Annotated in this window: 17 protein-coding genes; 13 read left to right on the forward strand and 4 right to left on the reverse strand. The window is 38.1% G+C overall.

Annotation, left to right across the window (positions count from 1 at the left end; genetic code table 11):
* Positions 1-45: 45 nt before the first annotated feature.
* Positions 46-1,365, reverse strand: coding sequence for an aminotransferase class V-fold PLP-dependent enzyme (locus LS68_RS04450; RefSeq protein ID WP_034369619.1), 1,320 nt, complete (start codon positions 1,363-1,365; stop codon positions 46-48).
* Positions 1,366-1,396: 31 nt separating this feature from the next.
* On the reverse strand, positions 1,397-2,314 hold the full coding sequence (gene cysK, locus LS68_RS04455; protein ID WP_034369618.1) for a cysteine synthase A: 918 nt from the start codon (positions 2,312-2,314) through the stop codon (positions 1,397-1,399).
* Positions 2,315-2,441: 127 nt separating this feature from the next.
* Between cysK and acnB the strand changes: the two genes are divergently transcribed.
* From acnB to LS68_RS04505, 11 genes are all read left to right on the forward strand, one after another.
* A complete protein-coding gene (acnB, locus tag LS68_RS04460) occupies positions 2,442-5,021 on the forward strand; it encodes a bifunctional aconitate hydratase 2/2-methylisocitrate dehydratase (protein ID WP_138091035.1) in 2,580 nt (859 codons plus the stop codon).
* Between the two features lie 208 nt (positions 5,022-5,229).
* Positions 5,230-5,856 carry a sulfurtransferase-like selenium metabolism protein YedF gene (yedF, locus tag LS68_RS04465; protein ID WP_034370099.1) on the forward strand — a complete coding sequence of 209 codons (627 nt, stop codon included), beginning with the start codon at positions 5,230-5,232 and terminating at the stop codon, positions 5,854-5,856.
* A 68-nt stretch (positions 5,857-5,924) separates the two neighbouring features.
* Positions 5,925-6,911, forward strand: coding sequence for a selenide, water dikinase SelD (gene selD, locus LS68_RS04470; RefSeq protein WP_081950892.1), 987 nt, complete (start codon positions 5,925-5,927; stop codon positions 6,909-6,911).
* 411 nt (positions 6,912-7,322) lie between these two features.
* Positions 7,323-8,696, forward strand: coding sequence for a mannose-1-phosphate guanylyltransferase/mannose-6-phosphate isomerase (locus tag LS68_RS04475; protein ID WP_138091038.1), 1,374 nt, complete (start codon positions 7,323-7,325; stop codon positions 8,694-8,696).
* On the forward strand, positions 8,696-9,025 hold the full coding sequence (locus LS68_RS09575) for a hypothetical protein (protein WP_158621819.1): 330 nt from the start codon (positions 8,696-8,698) through the stop codon (positions 9,023-9,025). The genes LS68_RS04475 and LS68_RS09575 overlap by 1 nt, the downstream gene beginning before the upstream one ends.
* Positions 8,955-9,800, forward strand: coding sequence for a glycosyltransferase family 10 (locus tag LS68_RS04480; RefSeq protein ID WP_158621820.1), 846 nt, complete (start codon positions 8,955-8,957; stop codon positions 9,798-9,800). The genes LS68_RS09575 and LS68_RS04480 overlap by 71 nt, the downstream gene beginning before the upstream one ends.
* Before the next feature lie 2 nt (positions 9,801-9,802).
* Positions 9,803-10,942 carry a GDP-mannose 4,6-dehydratase gene (gmd, locus tag LS68_RS04485; RefSeq protein ID WP_034371977.1) on the forward strand — a complete coding sequence of 380 codons (1,140 nt, stop codon included), beginning with the start codon at positions 9,803-9,805 and terminating at the stop codon, positions 10,940-10,942.
* A gap of 9 nt (positions 10,943-10,951) precedes the next feature.
* Positions 10,952-11,875, forward strand: coding sequence for a GDP-L-fucose synthase (locus LS68_RS04490; RefSeq protein WP_034371974.1), 924 nt, complete (start codon positions 10,952-10,954; stop codon positions 11,873-11,875).
* Entirely contained in the window at positions 11,872-13,131 is a 1,260-nt protein-coding gene (locus LS68_RS04495; protein ID WP_138091044.1) for a DegT/DnrJ/EryC1/StrS family aminotransferase, read from the forward strand. The genes LS68_RS04490 and LS68_RS04495 overlap by 4 nt, the downstream gene beginning before the upstream one ends.
* On the forward strand, positions 13,131-13,670 hold the full coding sequence (locus LS68_RS04500) for a dTDP-4-dehydrorhamnose 3,5-epimerase family protein (RefSeq protein ID WP_034372191.1): 540 nt from the start codon (positions 13,131-13,133) through the stop codon (positions 13,668-13,670). Before LS68_RS04495 ends, LS68_RS04500 begins: the two co-directional genes overlap by 1 nt.
* Before the next feature lie 102 nt (positions 13,671-13,772).
* Positions 13,773-14,465: a hypothetical protein gene (locus LS68_RS04505; RefSeq protein WP_034372193.1), complete on the forward strand. Its 693-nt coding sequence runs from the start codon at positions 13,773-13,775 to the stop codon at positions 14,463-14,465.
* 18 nt (positions 14,466-14,483) lie between these two features.
* On the opposite strand, the gene xseA is transcribed toward LS68_RS04505, so the two are convergent.
* Positions 14,484-15,737 carry an exodeoxyribonuclease VII large subunit gene (gene xseA / locus LS68_RS04510; RefSeq protein WP_034372196.1) on the reverse strand — a complete coding sequence of 418 codons (1,254 nt, stop codon included), beginning with the start codon at positions 15,735-15,737 and terminating at the stop codon, positions 14,484-14,486.
* 36 nt (positions 15,738-15,773) lie between these two features.
* A complete protein-coding gene (locus tag LS68_RS09905; protein WP_277872298.1) occupies positions 15,774-15,908 on the reverse strand; it encodes a hypothetical protein in 135 nt (44 codons plus the stop codon).
* A 58-nt stretch (positions 15,909-15,966) separates the two neighbouring features.
* Here LS68_RS09905 and LS68_RS04515 point away from each other — a divergent pair, with 58 nt between their 5' ends.
* The gene (locus LS68_RS04515) at positions 15,967-16,818 is read left to right on the forward strand and encodes a biotin synthase (RefSeq protein ID WP_034372199.1); all 852 of its coding nucleotides are present in this window, start codon (positions 15,967-15,969) and stop codon (positions 16,816-16,818) included.
* A gap of 15 nt (positions 16,819-16,833) precedes the next feature.
* Entirely contained in the window at positions 16,834-17,718 is an 885-nt protein-coding gene (locus LS68_RS04520) for a YihY family inner membrane protein (protein WP_034372201.1), read from the forward strand.
* Positions 17,719-17,773: the final 55 nt, after the last annotated feature.

The following is a 17,773-nucleotide window of genomic DNA, read 5'->3' on the forward strand; positions in this document are numbered from 1 at the left end:
TTTAAGATTCTCAAATAGTTTTTGACTACAAAAGCTTTTTAGAGTTTAATGTCTTAGAATCTGAATGGCATTTTTGAGGGAATTGATAAAATACTCAATATCCTCAATCGTATGCGTATAATGGATACTTACCCGAAGCCACATTGGTTTTTTATTTTCACTTCCCTCTGCTATCAAATAATGCCCATAGGGACCGGCACAACTACAGCCAGCACGCGTCTGAATCCCAAACTTATGACTTAATATTGCGCATAAATCAAGAGGGGAAATTGAACCCACATTAAAGCTCACAATCCCTAATCGTTCCTCTTCAAGATTCCCATAAATACTCACAGCAGGAATTTTTGAAAGCTCATACAGAAATGCTTGTGTGAGAATCTTTTCTCTAATTCTGATCCATTTCAAACCGACTTCATCACGTAGCTGATACGCTAAAGCAGCATAGAGAATCCCTATAATCGGTGGTGTCCCAGCTTCCTCTCGAGAATCGCAATCTTTGATATAAAGGTGTTCGTGATCGTTAGCATATTCAATCACCCCTCCTCCACCAAAACTTGGAGGCAAATGCGTATCAATCAACGCTTTTCTTATAGCCAAGATTCCACACGAACCAATACCTCCAAGCAATTTATGTGGGGCAAGAAATGCTGCATCAAAATGATGAGATTCTACATTTAGATATGCCGAAGAACTTGCCATATCTAATGCTATCACGCTTTGAGATTGTCTCAAAAGTGGCACACACTGATCCAAAGGCGTAAGCATTCCGGTTACATTTGACGCTACCGAAAGAGAAGCGATAGGTTTTTTGAGTTGTTGCAAAAGATAACAAAGATCATTCACATCAAACAAACCCTTATCATTAAGCTTGATTTTATGCACATGGCACAATCCCTCACGATAACTGATTTCATTAGAGTGATGCTCATAAGAAGTAATCACCACATCGGGCATTTTTTGAATCTTCTCTTTGCGAATTCCCAAACGCTCCAAACTTTTGGGTGGGATATAAATACCCATAATTTCTTGAAATTTCTTAATCCCAAAACTCGCCCCATTACCTCCAGCGATCAAAACAAAATCTTCGTCCAAGCCTAAAGATTGCTTGATACGCTCTTTAGCTTGCTCATAAAGATCACTCATTAAATGCGCATTGTAAGCAAAATGTGAATGCGTATTAGCATAATAAGGCAAAATAGTTGCGATGCGTTTTTGAATATTTTTATAAGCAAGACCCGAAGCGGTAAAATCAAAATACAAAGTCTTAGGTGCGAGGATTGTTTGATGACGCAATGTTTCAAGTTTATCATACTCCACTTCTAAAAGTGGAGTAAAAAATGCCTTGAGAATCTTTGATGATTTCATTAATGACACTTAAAAACGACTAGCTCTTTTGTCAAATAAAAAGCTCTGTGCTTAAATAACGCTCACCTGTATCATTGAGAAGCGTTAAGATATTTTTGCCCGGAAATTCTTTTGCCAAAGTCATTGCGCCAAATACATTCGCACCGCTTGAAATACCGACCAACAAACCTTCTTGAACTGCGATCACTTGAGCAGTCTGAAACGCATCTTCATTGGCAACTTGTAAGATTCTGTCATAGATTTTTGTATTCAACACATCAGGCACAAATCCTGCTCCAATCCCTTGAATCTTATGAGGTGCTGGACTCCCTCCGCTAAGCACAGGAGAATCTTTTGGCTCAATAGCGACAATTTGAATATCCGGATAAGCTTCTTTAAGCACTTCCCCTATACCCGTAATACTTCCGCCTGTGCCTACACCCGCTAAAAATACATCAATTTTTTCTCCTTCGAAGCTTTTGAGTATCTCTTGAGCAGTTGTTACTTTATGTATCATTGGATTGGCAGGATTCTGAAATTGTTGCAAAATCACAGAATTAGGAATCTCCTTATGAAGCTCATCAGCTCGCTCAACTGCCCCTTTCATACCTTTGCTTGCAGGTGTGAGTTCTAGTATTGCACCAAAAGCTTTCATCACAATGCGTCTTTCTAAACTCATCGATTCAGGCATTGTAATAATAAGCTTAAGCCCCATACTCGCACATACCCCCGCTAAGCCCACACCTGTATTACCGCTTGTAGGCTCAATAATAGTCGTATCCGGTTTAATACGCCCGCTTTCCAAACCCTCTTTAATCATTGATAAAGCGATTCTGTCCTTGATTGAACTATTGGGATTAAGAAACTCACACTTTCCGAAGATATTAGCACCGCATTGTTGAGAGATCTTGTTAAGTTTCATAATAGGTGTATCACCTATAAGTTCAGTCATATTTTGGACAACTTTCATTTTACTTTCCTCCTAATTTGTTTATTATTTTTATTCTATTTTAGTATTTTTATTCTATAATAGAACAAACCATTATATAAGGTTTTGTCTTAAATCTTGACAACAAATCAATGTGTAAGGAGAAAAAATGAGGGAAGATTTTACAAATTTCATCAAAGAGTATGAGGCGCAAAAAGCTCAAAGAGAAGCGCAAGGTATTCCACCTTTGCCTTTAAATATTGACCAAACGAGAATCGCTATTGAAATATGTAAAGACAATAGTGTATCAAGTGATCAAAAAAGCTTTGCTAAAGAGCTTTTGATTCATCGTGTCAATCCGGGTGTTGATGCTTCTGCACAGCTAAAAGCGGAATTTTTAGGTGAGATTTTATTAAAAAATACTCAAGGTTGGGCTTTTACTCCCGATGAGGCAGTCAAATATCTTGGCACAATGCTAGGTGGATACAATGTTCAACCTCTTATTCAAGGTTTATCTTTAAGTGATTCTTCACTTGCTAAGGCATGCGCAAATGCGCTAAAACACACACTTCTCGTGTATGATAATTTCGAAAAAATTGCCGCACTCAATTCGCCGCTTTCTCAAGAAATTATCCAATCATGGGCAGATGCAGAGTGGTTTAAATCAAGAGAAGGTTTGAGCGAAACCATTAAAGTTTGCGTTTTTAAAATTGATGGAGAAACAAATACCGATGATTTAAGCCCTGCAGGAGATGCTTTTACTCGAAGTGATATTCCTTTACATGCAAAAGCCATGCTTAAAAGTCGGATTGAAAATTTTGAACAACGCATAGAATCCGCAAAGAAAAAAGCACAAGAAAACAATGCAGTTGTTGCGTATGTAGGTGATGTAGTCGGGACAGGAAGTAGCCGAAAATCTGCCTGTAACTCTATAATGTGGCATTTTGGTAAAGAGATTCCTTATATCCCCAATAAAAAAAGTGGTGGTATTGTTATCGGTGGCGTTATAGCTCCTATTTTCTTTAACACTTGCGAAGATAGTGGAGCACTCCCAATCGTTGCAGATGTAAGCGAGCTCAAAGACGGCGATATTATCGAAATCAACACAAAAAAAGGCGAAATTGTAAAAGAAGGCAAAGTCGTAGCGACCTTTAACCTCCAACCTATTACGATTGCAGATGAGATTCGATCCGGCGGGAGAATCCCTCTCATTATCGGACGAGGACTTACAGCTAAAGCAAGAGAATATCTCAAACTCGGAGCAAGTGATGTGTTCAAACAAGCTCCCAAACCCGAATCAAGCAACAAAGGATATACTCTTGCACAAAAAATGGTAGGACGAGCTTGTGGCGTAGAGGGAATCCGTCCGGGCACATATTGTGAGCCTAAAACTACCACCGTGGGTAGTCAAGATACCACAGGAGCAATGACACGCGATGAAATCAAAGAGCTTGCAGCATTGAGTTTTGGGGCTGATTTTGTTTTACAAAGCTTCTGCCACACTGCTGCCTATCCTAAACCTGCTGATGTTAGCCTTCATGCAACTTTGCCAAACTTTATTTCTGAACGCGGTGGTGTCGCTTTGCGTCCTAAAGATGGCGTGATTCACTCATGGCTTAATCGTATGTGTTTGCCTGACACTGTAGGAACGGGTGGAGATTCTCATACGCGCTTCCCTATCGGCATCAGCTTCCCCGCAGGAAGTGGTTTGATTGCTTTTGCTGCAGTTACTGGCTCAATGCCTCTTGATATGCCAGAATCTGTGCTTGTAAGATTCAAAGGTAAGCTCAATCCGGGCATCACTTTAAGAGACTTAGTCAATGCAATCCCCTATTACGCTATTAAACAAGGACTTCTAACAGTCGAGAAAAAAGGCAAGAAAAATATTTTCAGCGGTAGAATCCTTGAAATCGAAGGTTTAGGAGATTTAAAAGTTGAACAAGCCTTTGAACTTAGTGATGCGAGTGCAGAAAGAAGTGCTGCAGCGTGTAGCGTGCGTCTCAATAAAGAACCTATTATTGAATATCTAAGCTCAAATATCAAATTAATCGAAGCAATGATCAAAAATGGCTACCAAGATGCTAAAACACTTCAACGCCGAGCAGACAAAATGAAAGAATGGATTGCAAATCCCCAACTTTTAGAGCCTGATAGTGATGCAGAATATGCTGCGGTGATTGAAATTGATCTAGCAGATATTAAAGAACCCATTTTGGCTTGCCCTAACGATCCTGATGATGTGGCGACATTAAGTGAAATTCTTGCCAACCCCAAACGCCCTCATAATATTGATGAAGTCTTTATCGGTAGCTGTATGACAAATATTGGTCATTTTAGAGCATTCGGTGAAATCGTCAAAAATGAAGGGCAAAGCAAGACACAGATTTGGATCGCACCTCCGACAAAAATGGACGAAAAACAACTCACAAAAGAAGGCTATTTCTCACTCTTTGGCGCAGCAGGTGCGAGACTAGAAGCTCCGGGCTGCAGCTTGTGTATGGGTAATCAAGCTCGTGTGCGAGATAATGCGGTCGTATTCTCAACTTCAACAAGAAACTTTGACAATCGTATGGGTAAAGGAGCACAAGTGTATCTAGGAAGTGCCGAACTCGGCGGTGTGTGTGCAATGCTTGGAAGATTACCTACTGCGCAAGAATACCTTGAAATCGCACCTAAAAAACTTGATGGCAAGAAAGATGATATTTACACTTATCTTAACTTCCATTTGATGCAAAACTTTGCACTTTAAAATTTAATCCCTTGAGAGATTCTCAAGGGATTATTACTTCAGCAATAAATTTCAAAATCTTTAGAATCTCACTCACTTTTCCTCTTTAAAATACTTCAAATTTTTTATAGTTTTCACCATGATTTTAGAAATAAAATGAAGCTTAATGATGATTAATTTTTGGTATAATTTCTGCAAAATAAACCTCATTCAAATCAAAGGCTTAGTAATGAATAACAACAATACCATACAAATTGATGTGCGTGATTTGGCTTGCCCTGAACCTGTTGTAAAAACTAAAAAGGCTCTCTCTGGTGTCAATGAGCATTTATTAAAACTTCATACTTATGAAATCATTGGCAATTCCCCCTCATCTAAAGAAAATCTAATGCGTTTTTTAAGCTCGGAAGGCTATGAGTTTGAAGTAGGATTCGGACGAGATGAACAATTTATGATTATTCTTAAAAACAAAATCGATAAAAAGAAAACCCAAAGCAGTATTGAAAAAATCGTGCCTAAAATGATGCTTATCAAAAATGATCGCGTAGGCGAAGGAGAGCTTGGCGGTATGTTAATTAATGGTTTTATCAAAGCACTTCTTAATGCCGAAGTCTTGCCGCAAAAGATTCTGTTTATTAATCGAGGTGTTTTACTTACCACAGATAATAAAGAAGTCGATAATACCGAGATTGTCGAGGCTCTCAAAGAACTTGAAAGACAAGGTGTTGAGATTTATTCCTGTGGTTCGTGTTTGAGCTACTTTGCCCTCACAGAACGATTAAAAGTCGGAATGATTGGCAATTCATTGGAAGCTATACAGAATATGATTCGTTCTGATAGTCTCATCTCACTTTAAGGACATTGATGCCACAAGCACCTATCAAACTTACACAATATATTCAATGCGCAGGGTGAGCAGCTAAAGTGGGTCTGGAAGACTTATCACAAATTGCTAGTCATCTCACACAAGCATCGAATGATTTACTTATTACAGGCTTTGAAAGCAATGAAGACTGCGGTGCAATGCTCTATCATTCAAATGATGAATACGCAATGCTCTCAAGTGTAGATTTTATCACGCCTGTAGTCGATGATCCCTTTGTCTATGGACAAATTGCTGCAGCTAATGCCTTAAGTGATATTTTTGCGATGGGAGGAGTTGCAAAATCTGCTCTGAATCTTCTTATGTGGGATAGCGAACATTTCGATGCTAAAATCGCAGGAGAGATTCTAAGAGGTGGATTAGATAAAATCACTCAAGCTAATGCCTTGCTTCTTGGCGGGCATACCATTAAGGACAGAGAGCAAAAATACGGCTTATCGGTGAATGGCATTGTGCATAAAAATAAGATTTGGCGTAATCATACAGGGCAAATTGGCGATGTGCTTGTGCTAACCAAACCCATAGGGAGCGGTATCCTTACGACTGCAATCAAAGCAGATATGCTTGATGATGCTTCAGAAGTTACGGAAGCTATGGTGATGCTTAATCTACAAGCCTCACGCATTGCACAAAATTATGAAATCCACGCTTGCACTGACATTACAGGATTTGGACTAATCGGACACAGCTACGAAATGTGTGGAAAATCACAAGCCGACAAAAGTATGCTACTTTACACTTCTGAAATCCCTCTTTTTGAGCAAACACAATCAATAGCGCAAATAGGCATCGTGCCCGGAGGCTCGTATGAAAATAAAAAAGCCTTAGAAAAATTTGTAAAAATCCGTTGTGATTTACAAGATGACATCTATTATTATGATGCTCAAACTTCTGGCGGCTTGCTTTTTGCATTACCTTTTGAAACAGCAAAAGATTTTGTGTATGAATTGCGTCAAGCAGGAATGTATAAGGCTAATATTATCGGAGAATTTATCCCCAAAGCAGAAAAAAGCATCATTTTAGGATAAATGCAATAATGGTAGATTCTATAAATCTTTCACTTTACAGAATCTCGATATTTGATAATGGCAAAGATTCTCAATGAAAATCTTGCAAATAAATCATAAAATCATCTTTACAAAACTAAGATTATTTATGATAGAATCTTGCCTTAATCCCACTTGAATAATAAATTTTAGGAGTAAAATTGAAAAAGATTAAACAACTTAGACCTGCAATCCCTATCAACAATGCAAAAAAGCTTGATAAAGTAGCGGGGGGGGGGGCAAGAGAATCTATTTTCTAATGGCAAGAAACATTCGCAATATATAATTAACCCCCAACATTATTTTTATCCCTCTAAACAATCCGCTACCTATCTAAACTCACTACACCTATCAAAGCCTAAAGATTCTCATTTGGCATTTTTGGAGGCTTAAATGACGAATATTATCTTGTGTGGTGGTTCTGGGAGTAGGCTTTTCCCGCTAAGTCGAAAATTGATGCCTAAACAATTTATTAAATTTTTTGATAATAAATCATTCTTTCAGCTGACTTTAGAAAGAAATCTACAATGTGCGGAAAAAACACTTGTCGTCTTAAATACAGAGCAATATTTTTTAGCCTTAGATCAAGTCGCAGAGATTGATAAAAAATGTAATTTTCTACTCGAACCTCTAGCCAAAAATACCGCTCCTGCTATTGCTTTGGCTTGTCTGACCTTGCCTTTAGATGAGATTGTATTAGTAACTCCGAGTGATCATCTTATCAAAGATGTAAAAGCTTATCAAGAAGCTGTTAGCAAAGCGCAAACTTTTGCCAAAGAGGGGTTTTTAGTTACTTTTGGTATCATTCCTCAATATCCCGAGACAGGATTTGGCTATATCAAAATGGGAGAAAATTTCCAAGTAGAATCTTTCTACGAAAAACCTAATCTCTCTCAAGCACAAGAATACTGCCAATCAAAAAATTTTCTTTGGAATGCAGGGATTTTTTGTTTCAAGGTAGAGACTTTGCTCCAAGAGATGCAAAAATACTGCCCGGAGATTCTAAGCAAATCCCAAAAAGCCTTAGAAACAGCTAAAAGAGAAGAAAACTTAATACGCATTGACTTTGATTCTATGAAAGAGATAGAGGAGCAAAGCATTGATTATGCAGTAATGGAAAAATCCAAAATATGCAAAGTAATCCCTAGTCAAATGTCATGGAGTGATGTGGGGAGTTTTGATGCACTCTATCAAGAATTAGAAAAAGACGAGCAAGGCAATGCGATTTTAGCGCATTGTATGTCGCTAGATTCTCATCATAACCTCATCATCTCACATAATCAAAACAAACTGATTTCTCTTGTGGGTATGCAAGATTGCATCGTAATTGACACCGGAGATGCCTTGATAGTCAGCAAAAGAGGACAAAGTCAGAGAATCAAAGAAATTGTCAAGGCATTAGGGGATAATGAGATTTGCAAAACACACCTAACAACTCATCGTCCTTGGGGGACTTACACGATACTAGAAGATTCTCAGGGATACAAGCTCAAAAAGATTGTTGTCAAACCCGGCAAACGTTTGAGCTTGCAAAAACATTTTCATCGCAATGAACATTGGATTGTTGTCAGTGGGACGGCTACCGTGCGTGTGGGTGATGAGACAAAACTCGTGCGTCCTAATGAATCAACTTATATCAAAATGGGCGAGGTGCATCGACTAAGCAACGAGGGTAAAATCCCAGTAGTGTTGATTGAAGCACAAGTGGGAGAATACACACAAGAAGATGATATTATCCGATTTAACGATGACTTTGGGAGAGAATAATGAGAATCAAACTAGAAGATACCAATTTTATTGACATTGTATTGCAATACATTCAAAGCAGAATCTACACAGGTTTAGCGAATTTTTTATCTGCATTTGTCCCTTCAAAAACCCTAAGACATAAGATTCGCAAAACTTTATCTTCACAAAATGAAACTTTTTTGCGTATGAGAAATGAAGAGTATGGAAAACATTATTTATATGTTCCCTCACCTTGGAGTTTTAACCCTAATCCCCCAGCACTTTATAACGCTCAAGGTGAAAAATTACGCGTTTTCTTCGCAAGATCAGATTATTATTGCGGGGGGGGGGGAGAAAATTTATTATGACATGCACAATATTGCCTTACCTACGCATTTTTATCACGATGATTGCTGTTTGGAAACCATTGGGAATCCTACTAAAAAATACGCACGACTTGCAGAACCTCCAGCTATTAAACCAGAGATTCATACGATGTTTGAAAAGCAAGGCTTAGGCAAGGATTTCGATTTGGTTTTGACACATTCTGATATTTTGCTTGATACCTTGCCTAACGCGAGGTTTGTGCCTTATTGGAGCGTATGGTATGGTAATGAAAGACCTAAAAATGGACAAAAAGATAATGTCAGAGTTGATGAGGAGCTTTATTTGTTCAAAGATAAAGATATTTCTATGATGTGTTCGCATAAGCTCTTAACGCCTATTCATCATATCAGACACGAAATCGCCCATAGAGCTTTAAAAAGTGGCAAGGTTGATGTTTTTGGAAGATTTAATGGAGGACAAGAAATACCCTTTAAATCAAAGTCTTTAGAAAAATACCGCTTCTCTATCATAGTAGAAAATCATATTTCCTCGTATTATTGGACAGAGAAGATTCTAGATTGCTTTGCTTCAATGACGATTCCGCTCTACCTTGGTGCGACAAAAATCGATGAGTTTTTTAATGCTGATGGCATTATAAAAATCGATAAAAATGTAGATATAGACAAACTTATTAAACTCTGCACAAAAGAAGAATATGAAAGTCGTTTGGAAGCCATTAAAGATAACTATCATCGCCTTTTTGCTTACAGGGCTAAGGCAGAGGAAAATCTATTAAATATTATTGATAAGGGGTAAAAATGGGAAAAAAGGCATTAATCACAGGTGTTACAGGGCAAGATGGAGCGTATTTATCGGAGTTTTTGCTAAAAAAAGGTTATGAGGTGCATGGGATTAAGCGAAGGGCTTCACTTTTTAATACCGATAGGATTGATCATCTCTTTGAAGGCAATCATACAAAAGATAGAAAGTTTTTTCTGCATTATGGGGATATGACAGATTCTATGAATCTTACGCGATTGATTGCGGATATTTGTCCCGATGAGATTTATAATCTCGCTGCCCAAAGCCATGTGCATGTCAGCTTTGAGACACCAGAATACACAGCTAATGCCGATGGCATAGGCACACTTAGAATCCTCGATGCAGTGCGGTTTTTAAAGCTTATTGATAAAACAAAGATTTATCAAGCCTCCACTTCAGAACTTTATGGAAAAGTGCAAGAAATCCCCCAAAATGAAAAAACGCCCTTTTATCCTCGCTCTCCTTATGCAGCTGCTAAAATGTATGCGTATTGGATAACGGTGAATTATAGAGAGGCTTATAATATGTTTGCTTGTAATGGGATTTTGTTTAATCACGAATCGCCCGTGCGTGGAGAAACTTTTGTAACAAGAAAAATCACAAGGGCTGCTTCCAAAATCGCCCTTAACCTACAAGATAAGCTTTATTTGGGGAATTTGGACGCTAAGAGAGATTGGGGGCATGCCAAAGATTATGTGAAAATGATGTGGATGATTTTGCAAGCCAAAGAGCCAGAAGATTGGGTGATTGCTACAGGTAAGACAACAATGGTTAGGGATTTTGTCAAGCTTAGTTTCGAGTATTGTGGGATACTTTTGGAGTTTATAGGAGAGGGAATTAATGAAAAAGGCATTGTTGCAAAGCTTGATTCTCATAGAGCAGAAGAATTGCAGCTTGATTTATCGCATTTAAAAATCGGGCAAGAATTAGTAGGCATTGATCCACGATACTTCCGCCCCACAGAAGTAGATTTACTCTTAGGTGATCCGACAAAAGCCGAACAAAAGCTCGGTTGGAATCGTGAGTTTAATTTAGAAGATTTGGTTTGCGATATGATGAAAAGTGATTTAAAATTGATGAATAAGGATAAATACTTACAAGAAGGCGGATATACCATTATGCGGTATTACGAATAAGGGGATAAAATGGAGAAAATTTTAATCACTGGTGGCAAAACAGGAATGGTTGGGCGAAATATCGCCAAACACCCAAAGAGTAAGGATTATCAGATTCTAACACCAAGCAAAGAAGAGTTAAATTTACTCGATAAAAAACAAATTATGGATTATTTGCAATTCCATAAACCCGACATTGTTATCCATTGTGCCGGACTTGTCGGAGGGATTGCGGCAAATATCGCAAATCCTGTTGGATTTTTAGTGCAAAATGCTTATATGGGATTAAATCTCATCAGTGCTTCTAGGGAAAATGGTGTAACTAAACTGCTCAATATGGCAAGCTCTTGTATGTATCCTAAAAACGCACCAAACCCCTTAAAAGAAGAGGTGATTTTAACGGGTGCATTAGAGCCTACTAATGAAGGCTATGCGTTAGCCAAGATTCTTAGCACAAGGCTTTGTGAATATATCTCTAAATCCTGCTCATTACTTTACAAAACCGCAATTCCTTGTAATCTCTATGGCAAATATGATAAGTTTGATGATAAAGCCCATATGATACCCGCAGTGATTGCCAAACTCCACCACGCTAAAGTCAATGGGCTTAAAGCAATTGATATTTGGGGTGATGGAGAGGCAAGAAGAGAATTTATGTATGCACAAGATTTGGCAGATTTTGCGTATTTTGCGCTAGAGCATTTAGAGATAATGCCACAGAATCTCAATGTCGGTATAGGCAAAGATTTTAGCATTAAAGAATATTATCAAGAAATCGCTAAGGTTGTAGGGTTTGATGGAGAGTTTGTCTATGATTTATCTAAGCCTGTAGGTATGCAACAAAAACTTATTGATGATACGCGTCTTAAAGTCTTTGGTTGGGAGGCTAAAACTGACTTAACAGAGGGAATCTCTAAAACCTATCAATATTATTTGACACTAAAGGAGCAATGATGAATTTCACCTTAGCACAAAGCACTTGGGATAGCAAAGAACTTCAAGCTATTGAAGAAGTCATTAAGAGTGATTACTTCACAATGGGCAAAAAAGTCGCAAAGTTTGAAGAGGATTTTGCTGCTTTTGTGGGTGCTAAATATGCGGTGATGACAAGTAGCGGCTCTAGTGCGAATCTCATCGCGACTGCAGCATTGTTTTATACCAAAAATCCTAAATTGCAAAGGGGTGATGAAGCGATTGTCCCCGCAGTTTCGTGGGCTACGACTTATTATCCGCTTTATCAGTATGGCTTAAAGCTTAAATTTGTAGATATTGATTTAGAAACTTTAAATTATGACTTAGAGGCTTTAAACGCTGCTGTAAGTGAAAAAACTAAAATGATTATGGTGGTGAATTTACTCGGTAATCCTAATGATTTTGCTGCAATTAAGAACATCATCAAAGGAAAAGATATTATCTTGCTAGAAGATAATTGCGAATCTCTAGGGGCAGAGTTTGAGGGTAAGGCTGCTGGGACTTTTGGTGTTATGGGGACTTTTTCTACCTTTTATTCTCATCATATTGCGACAATGGAGGGAGGATTTGTCGTAACTGATGATGAGGAGCTGTATCATATTTTACTCTGTCTTAGGGCACATGGCTGGACAAGAAATCTTCCAAAACAAAACCATATCACGACAAAAAGCGATGATGCTTTTAGTGAATCTTTTCGCTTTATCTTACCCGGATATAATGTGCGTCCGCTTGAGATGAGCGGAGCTATTGGGATAGAACAGCTGAAGAAATTCCCGCAATTTTTAGAGCAAAGAAGAGAAAATGCAAAGGTCTTTTCGCATTTTTTTGCAAATCACCCAGATTTTATAATCCAAAAAGAAATTGGCAAAAGCTCATGGTTTGGCTTTAGCTTCATTATTCGCCTAGATTCTAAACTCAAACGCAAAAAGGTGATACACACATTGCAAAATCATAACATAGAATCTCGCCCTATTGTTGCGGGGGATTTTACCCAAAATGAAGTGATAAAATATTTTGATTATGAAATCTTTGGGGATTTAAAAAATGCTAAGTATCTGCACCAAAATGGATTCTTTGTGGGGAATCACCAAAATAACTTATCAGAATCTCTAGAGCAATTAGCAAAAGTATTGCGGGGGGGGGGGATAAGTGATTTAACTGCTAAATCTGCCAAACCCTGTTTGACCCTATCCTATACCCCCTATACACCTCTTTCACATCTCGCAAAGGTCGCGTGATGGCTATAGAATTTGAGATTCAAGAATCTAAAAATCTAAAAGGTGTGTATATCATCACTCCCAATAAATTTAAAGATTCACGAGGGGAGATTTGGACAGCCTTTACAAGTGAAGCCATCGATAAGCTTTTACCTAATGGGCTAAGGTTTATCCATGATAAATTTATCCATTCTCATCACAATGTCATACGCGGTATTCATGGTGATACGAAAACTTACAAACTCGTTACCTGCGTATATGGGCAGATACATCAAGTAGTCGTGGATTGTCGTTTAGATTCTCCAAATTTTCTTAAATGGGAGAAATTTATCATTGATTCCAATCATCAGCAAATCATATTACTCCCAGCAGGTTTTGGTAACGCATATCGCGTCAGCAGCCAAAATGCGGTGTATTATTATAAATGTGCTTATATTGGGGAATATGCCGATGCACCCGACCAATTTACTTATGCGTGGAATGATGAAAGAATAGGCATTGATTGGGGGATTAGTGATCCTATCCTTTCAGAGCGAGATTTATTAGCAAACAAAAAATAATAATAAAAAATCCGATTTATTTTTAAGCAAAAAAATGTTATTGTTACGCTTTTAAAGCTTGGCAATATCATAAATTATCTTGACCTAAAAGAAGGGGGAACTATGCAGTTTAGTATGATCAACACTTTGGTGAGAAAATTTTATATTCTCAAAGAAGAAGGTTTTGTCATTAATGAAAATTATGAGAATGATTTAGAAAATATTCTCACAAAAGAGGAATTGGCGATTTTTAAGGGAATGTTTGATTCGCCTGATGTTGATAAGGCGATTGATAGTATCAAACGCTCTTATACTAGCGGACAAGCCAATAAACAATACACTATCAATATCCTCTCCGAACCCAAAATCACACAGATTGCTACTACTTTGCTCAAAGGTGCAAAGCCCGAAACACTTGAAAAAGCCATACAAGTTCGTCAGCATATCGACAAAAACAGCGTAGTATTTGTGGAGTTGATTAAATCTTTGGAAGATAAGCTTGTCAATTTTCTCATCACGCGTATCAAAAAGCTTCCTAACGATACTTCACCTGATGACTATCTCAAAACACTACAAAATAAAGAGATCAATATCAGCACAATTGCGCGTTATTTCGGAGGAGATTTTGAAAAAGCCTATCTTGACGATAAAGGCGCGGGAGTATCTTATTTTGAATTTTTAGTATGTCGCATTCTTGTAAAATGCAACCTTATGCGTGTAGAAGATGCCCAAAGTCTCTTGCTCGTCTTTATTTGGAATTCTCTTCCTTCATTCCGAAGCAAAACGCGTGTTACTTCTGTGGGAAGCACTCGCTAAAAATTATTTTCAAAGAGCCTAGCCAATGCGTTTGGCTCTGATATTTTGCTCCGCATCTGTTAATTCAAACTCTTCATCTAACAAAATCTCATTCAATTGCCGCACGATAGAATCTTTGGTGATTTGAGCATAACCTTGCGTGCAGATTCTGTGTGGGTCATAAGCCTTTAACGATTCTTCAAGGATATGAAGATTCTGTGAAGAAAGCGTGAAGATTGAGCGCATAGATGTCTTAAAAGCACCTTCAAGCGCATCGATTTCAAACTGCCGATGAGTAAAAATTGAGGCAAAATGTGTGTGCATCGTTTCACGGAGATAATTGATTTGATCATGATAGTATCTGTATCGGGATTCAAAATGATACTCTTTAAAACGCTCTTTAAGAGAAGATACAGAATCTTGTTTGCGTGATAAAAATCTTTCCAAACTCTGCGTATAATGCGTATATGTCTCATCAAGGATTCGTAACCATTCGTTTTGATCAGGCAAAATCATTTCCATTGCTGCCGAAGGTGTAGGTGCGCGCAAATCAGCGACAAAATCGCTAATAAATACATCGATTTCATGCCCTACAGCAGATACAATTGGTGTCTTTGCATGAAAAATTGCATCGGCGACTATTTCTTCATTAAATGCCCACATATCTTCCATACTCCCACCGCCTCGTCCTAATATGATCACATCAAACCCATACGATGACCCATAAAAACCATCAGCAAGCCTAAGATTATTGACAATAGAATCCTTTGCGCCCTCCCCTTGCACAAGCGTATTAAACAACACAATCTCAAGATGATTCCAACGCTTTTTAGCGACCTTGAGCATATCTTCTTTTGCTGCACCTGTCGCGGAGGTCAAAAGGGCGATTCTATGCGGAAAAGGAGGCAAGGTTTTCTTGCGTTGAGCATCAAAATAGCCCTTTTGCATAAGCCTCTCTTTAAGCTGCATAAAGGCTAGAGTAAGCTCACCTACTCCCGCAGGAGTCATACTTTTACACAGAATCTGATATTCTCCTTTTGGAGAAAAAACGCTTAATGCACCTTTTATCAAGACAAATTGTCCCACTTCTGGCTCAAATTTTAGATTCTTTGCATTCCCACGAAACATCACACAACGAATGCTTGATTGCTCATCTTTAAGTGTAAGATAAATATGCCCACTCGTATGCAGTGTAAGATTCGCGATTTCACCCTCCACACAAATATCCATAAAAGTGCTTTCCAAGATACTTTTGATTTGAGCGTTAAGCTCACTGACTTGTAATGTCCGCATATATACCCCTTAATTTAAAACAAAAATGAACAGAATCTAGCAAATGGCAAGATTGATGTAAGCAAAATGATAGATAATAGTCAAATAATCATTAAAAAATGCTAATGCTATATGATAGATTCTGATTTGATGTGTTACTGGATTCAAAAGCATCGCGACCAAAAGCATCATATTTTAAAGACACTTTTGCTACAATAACAAATCAAAATATCAAAACAAGGATAAAACTATGCAAAAAGTGAGCAATGAAATTTTTCTCTGTTCGATTTGCAATGTCTCATCAGGAGACTGCCCTGAAGATTGTAAATACTGCACACAAAGCGTGCATCATGCCACAAATATTCAACGTTATAAATACAAATCTATGGAAAAGATTCTCGAAGAAGCAAGAAGTTTGCGCGAATATGGAGCATTAGGATTCTGTCTGGTAACTGCAGGGAGGAGTCTAGAATCTGAAAAATGCGAATACATCGCCAAAGCTGCCCAAGCAATCAAAAAAGCAGATTTAGGATTGCATATCATCGCTTGTTGCGGGAGTGCGGATTTAGATTCTCTAAAATACCTCAAACAAAACGGCGTAGATAGCTATAATCACAATCTTGAAACTTCTAAAGATTTCTTCCCTCATATCTGCACCACACACACTTGGAAAGAACGATTTGAGACATGTGAAAACGCACTCAAAGCAGAACTAGGGCTTTGCTCGGGGGGGATTTTTGGCTTAGGTGAGAGCTGGGGCGATCGCATTGAGTTTTTAAAATACCTTTCGATTCTCTCACCGCACAGCTCACCGATTAATTTTTATATCCCCAATGAAGCCTTGCCTCTGCCGCAAAAAACATTGAGCAGAGAGGAAGCCTTAGAATGTGTCTCTCTTGCTCGAGAATACCTACCACATACGCGTTTAATGATCGCTGGAGGGCGAGAAGTCATCTTTGGTGATGATCAAAAGGCGCTCTTTGAAATGGGGATTAACGCTGTAGTGCTAGGGAATTATCTCACTGCCGATGGCAAATCCCCTATGCAAGATGTGCAAATGATAGAATCTTATGGCTATGTGCCTGCTACAAGCTGTCATTAGAGCAAAAGGAGTATTATGGAATCCTACAATAAAGACAACCTTATCCGCACAATTTGGCTTAAATCACGCACAATCGTGGGCTTAGTATGGGATAAAATCAATAATATTTGGGATTTTGTCGCTAATAAAGAATTAAACTTTTACGCTGCTTCGCTAAGCTTTTATACGATTTTTGCGATTGTGCCGCTTTTGATGATTGTCTTTTCAATCGTCATCAATCTCCCTAATTTTCAATCTCAAGTCGAGCATATCCGCACACTGATTCTCTCAAATATCCTCCCCACACACACCGAAATGATTTCACAATATTTAGATACTTTTATGAAAAATAGTTCAGCTCTTGGAATGATGGGTTTAGGCTATACGCTTGTCGCTTCAATATTATTCTTTCGCAACTATGAATACATTGCTGCTAAAATGTTTAACTCTAAACCGCGAAAATTCTTTGACTCTCTTGTGATGTATTGGACAATGATCACTCTTTTTCCTATCGTGCTGTCTTTTTCGATTTATTTCAGTGGTGAAGTGCAAAAAACGCTCAAAGGTGCAGCGGATTTGAGTATCTTAACAGATTTGATTCCTTATATTCTCACTTGGGTATTGTTTTTCTTACTTTTTAAACTCTCTGCAAATAAGCCCCTTAAGCTTATTCCACTCCTTGCCTCTAGTGTTTTAGCTACGATTGTATGGCTTTTGACAAAATGGGTTTTTGTGTATTATGTTTTCTATAATGAAACTTATAAAAGTGTGTATGGACCGATTTCAATCTTTTTATTTATGATGCTATGGATTTATATTTCGTGGTTTGTATTGCTTTATGGTATGCGATTCTGTGAGGGATTTATGAGTAACTTTAGCAAGCTCGAAGAAAAATACGGCGTCAAATCAGCAGAGCTTTAGGGTTTGGCTAAAAATTAAAGTCTGTGCGACTAAAGTCGCCCCTCCATTTGTTTTG

It is taken from the genome of Helicobacter sp. MIT 05-5293, from assembly GCF_000765665.2.
Lineage (GTDB): Bacteria > Campylobacterota > Campylobacteria > Campylobacterales > Helicobacteraceae > Helicobacter_C.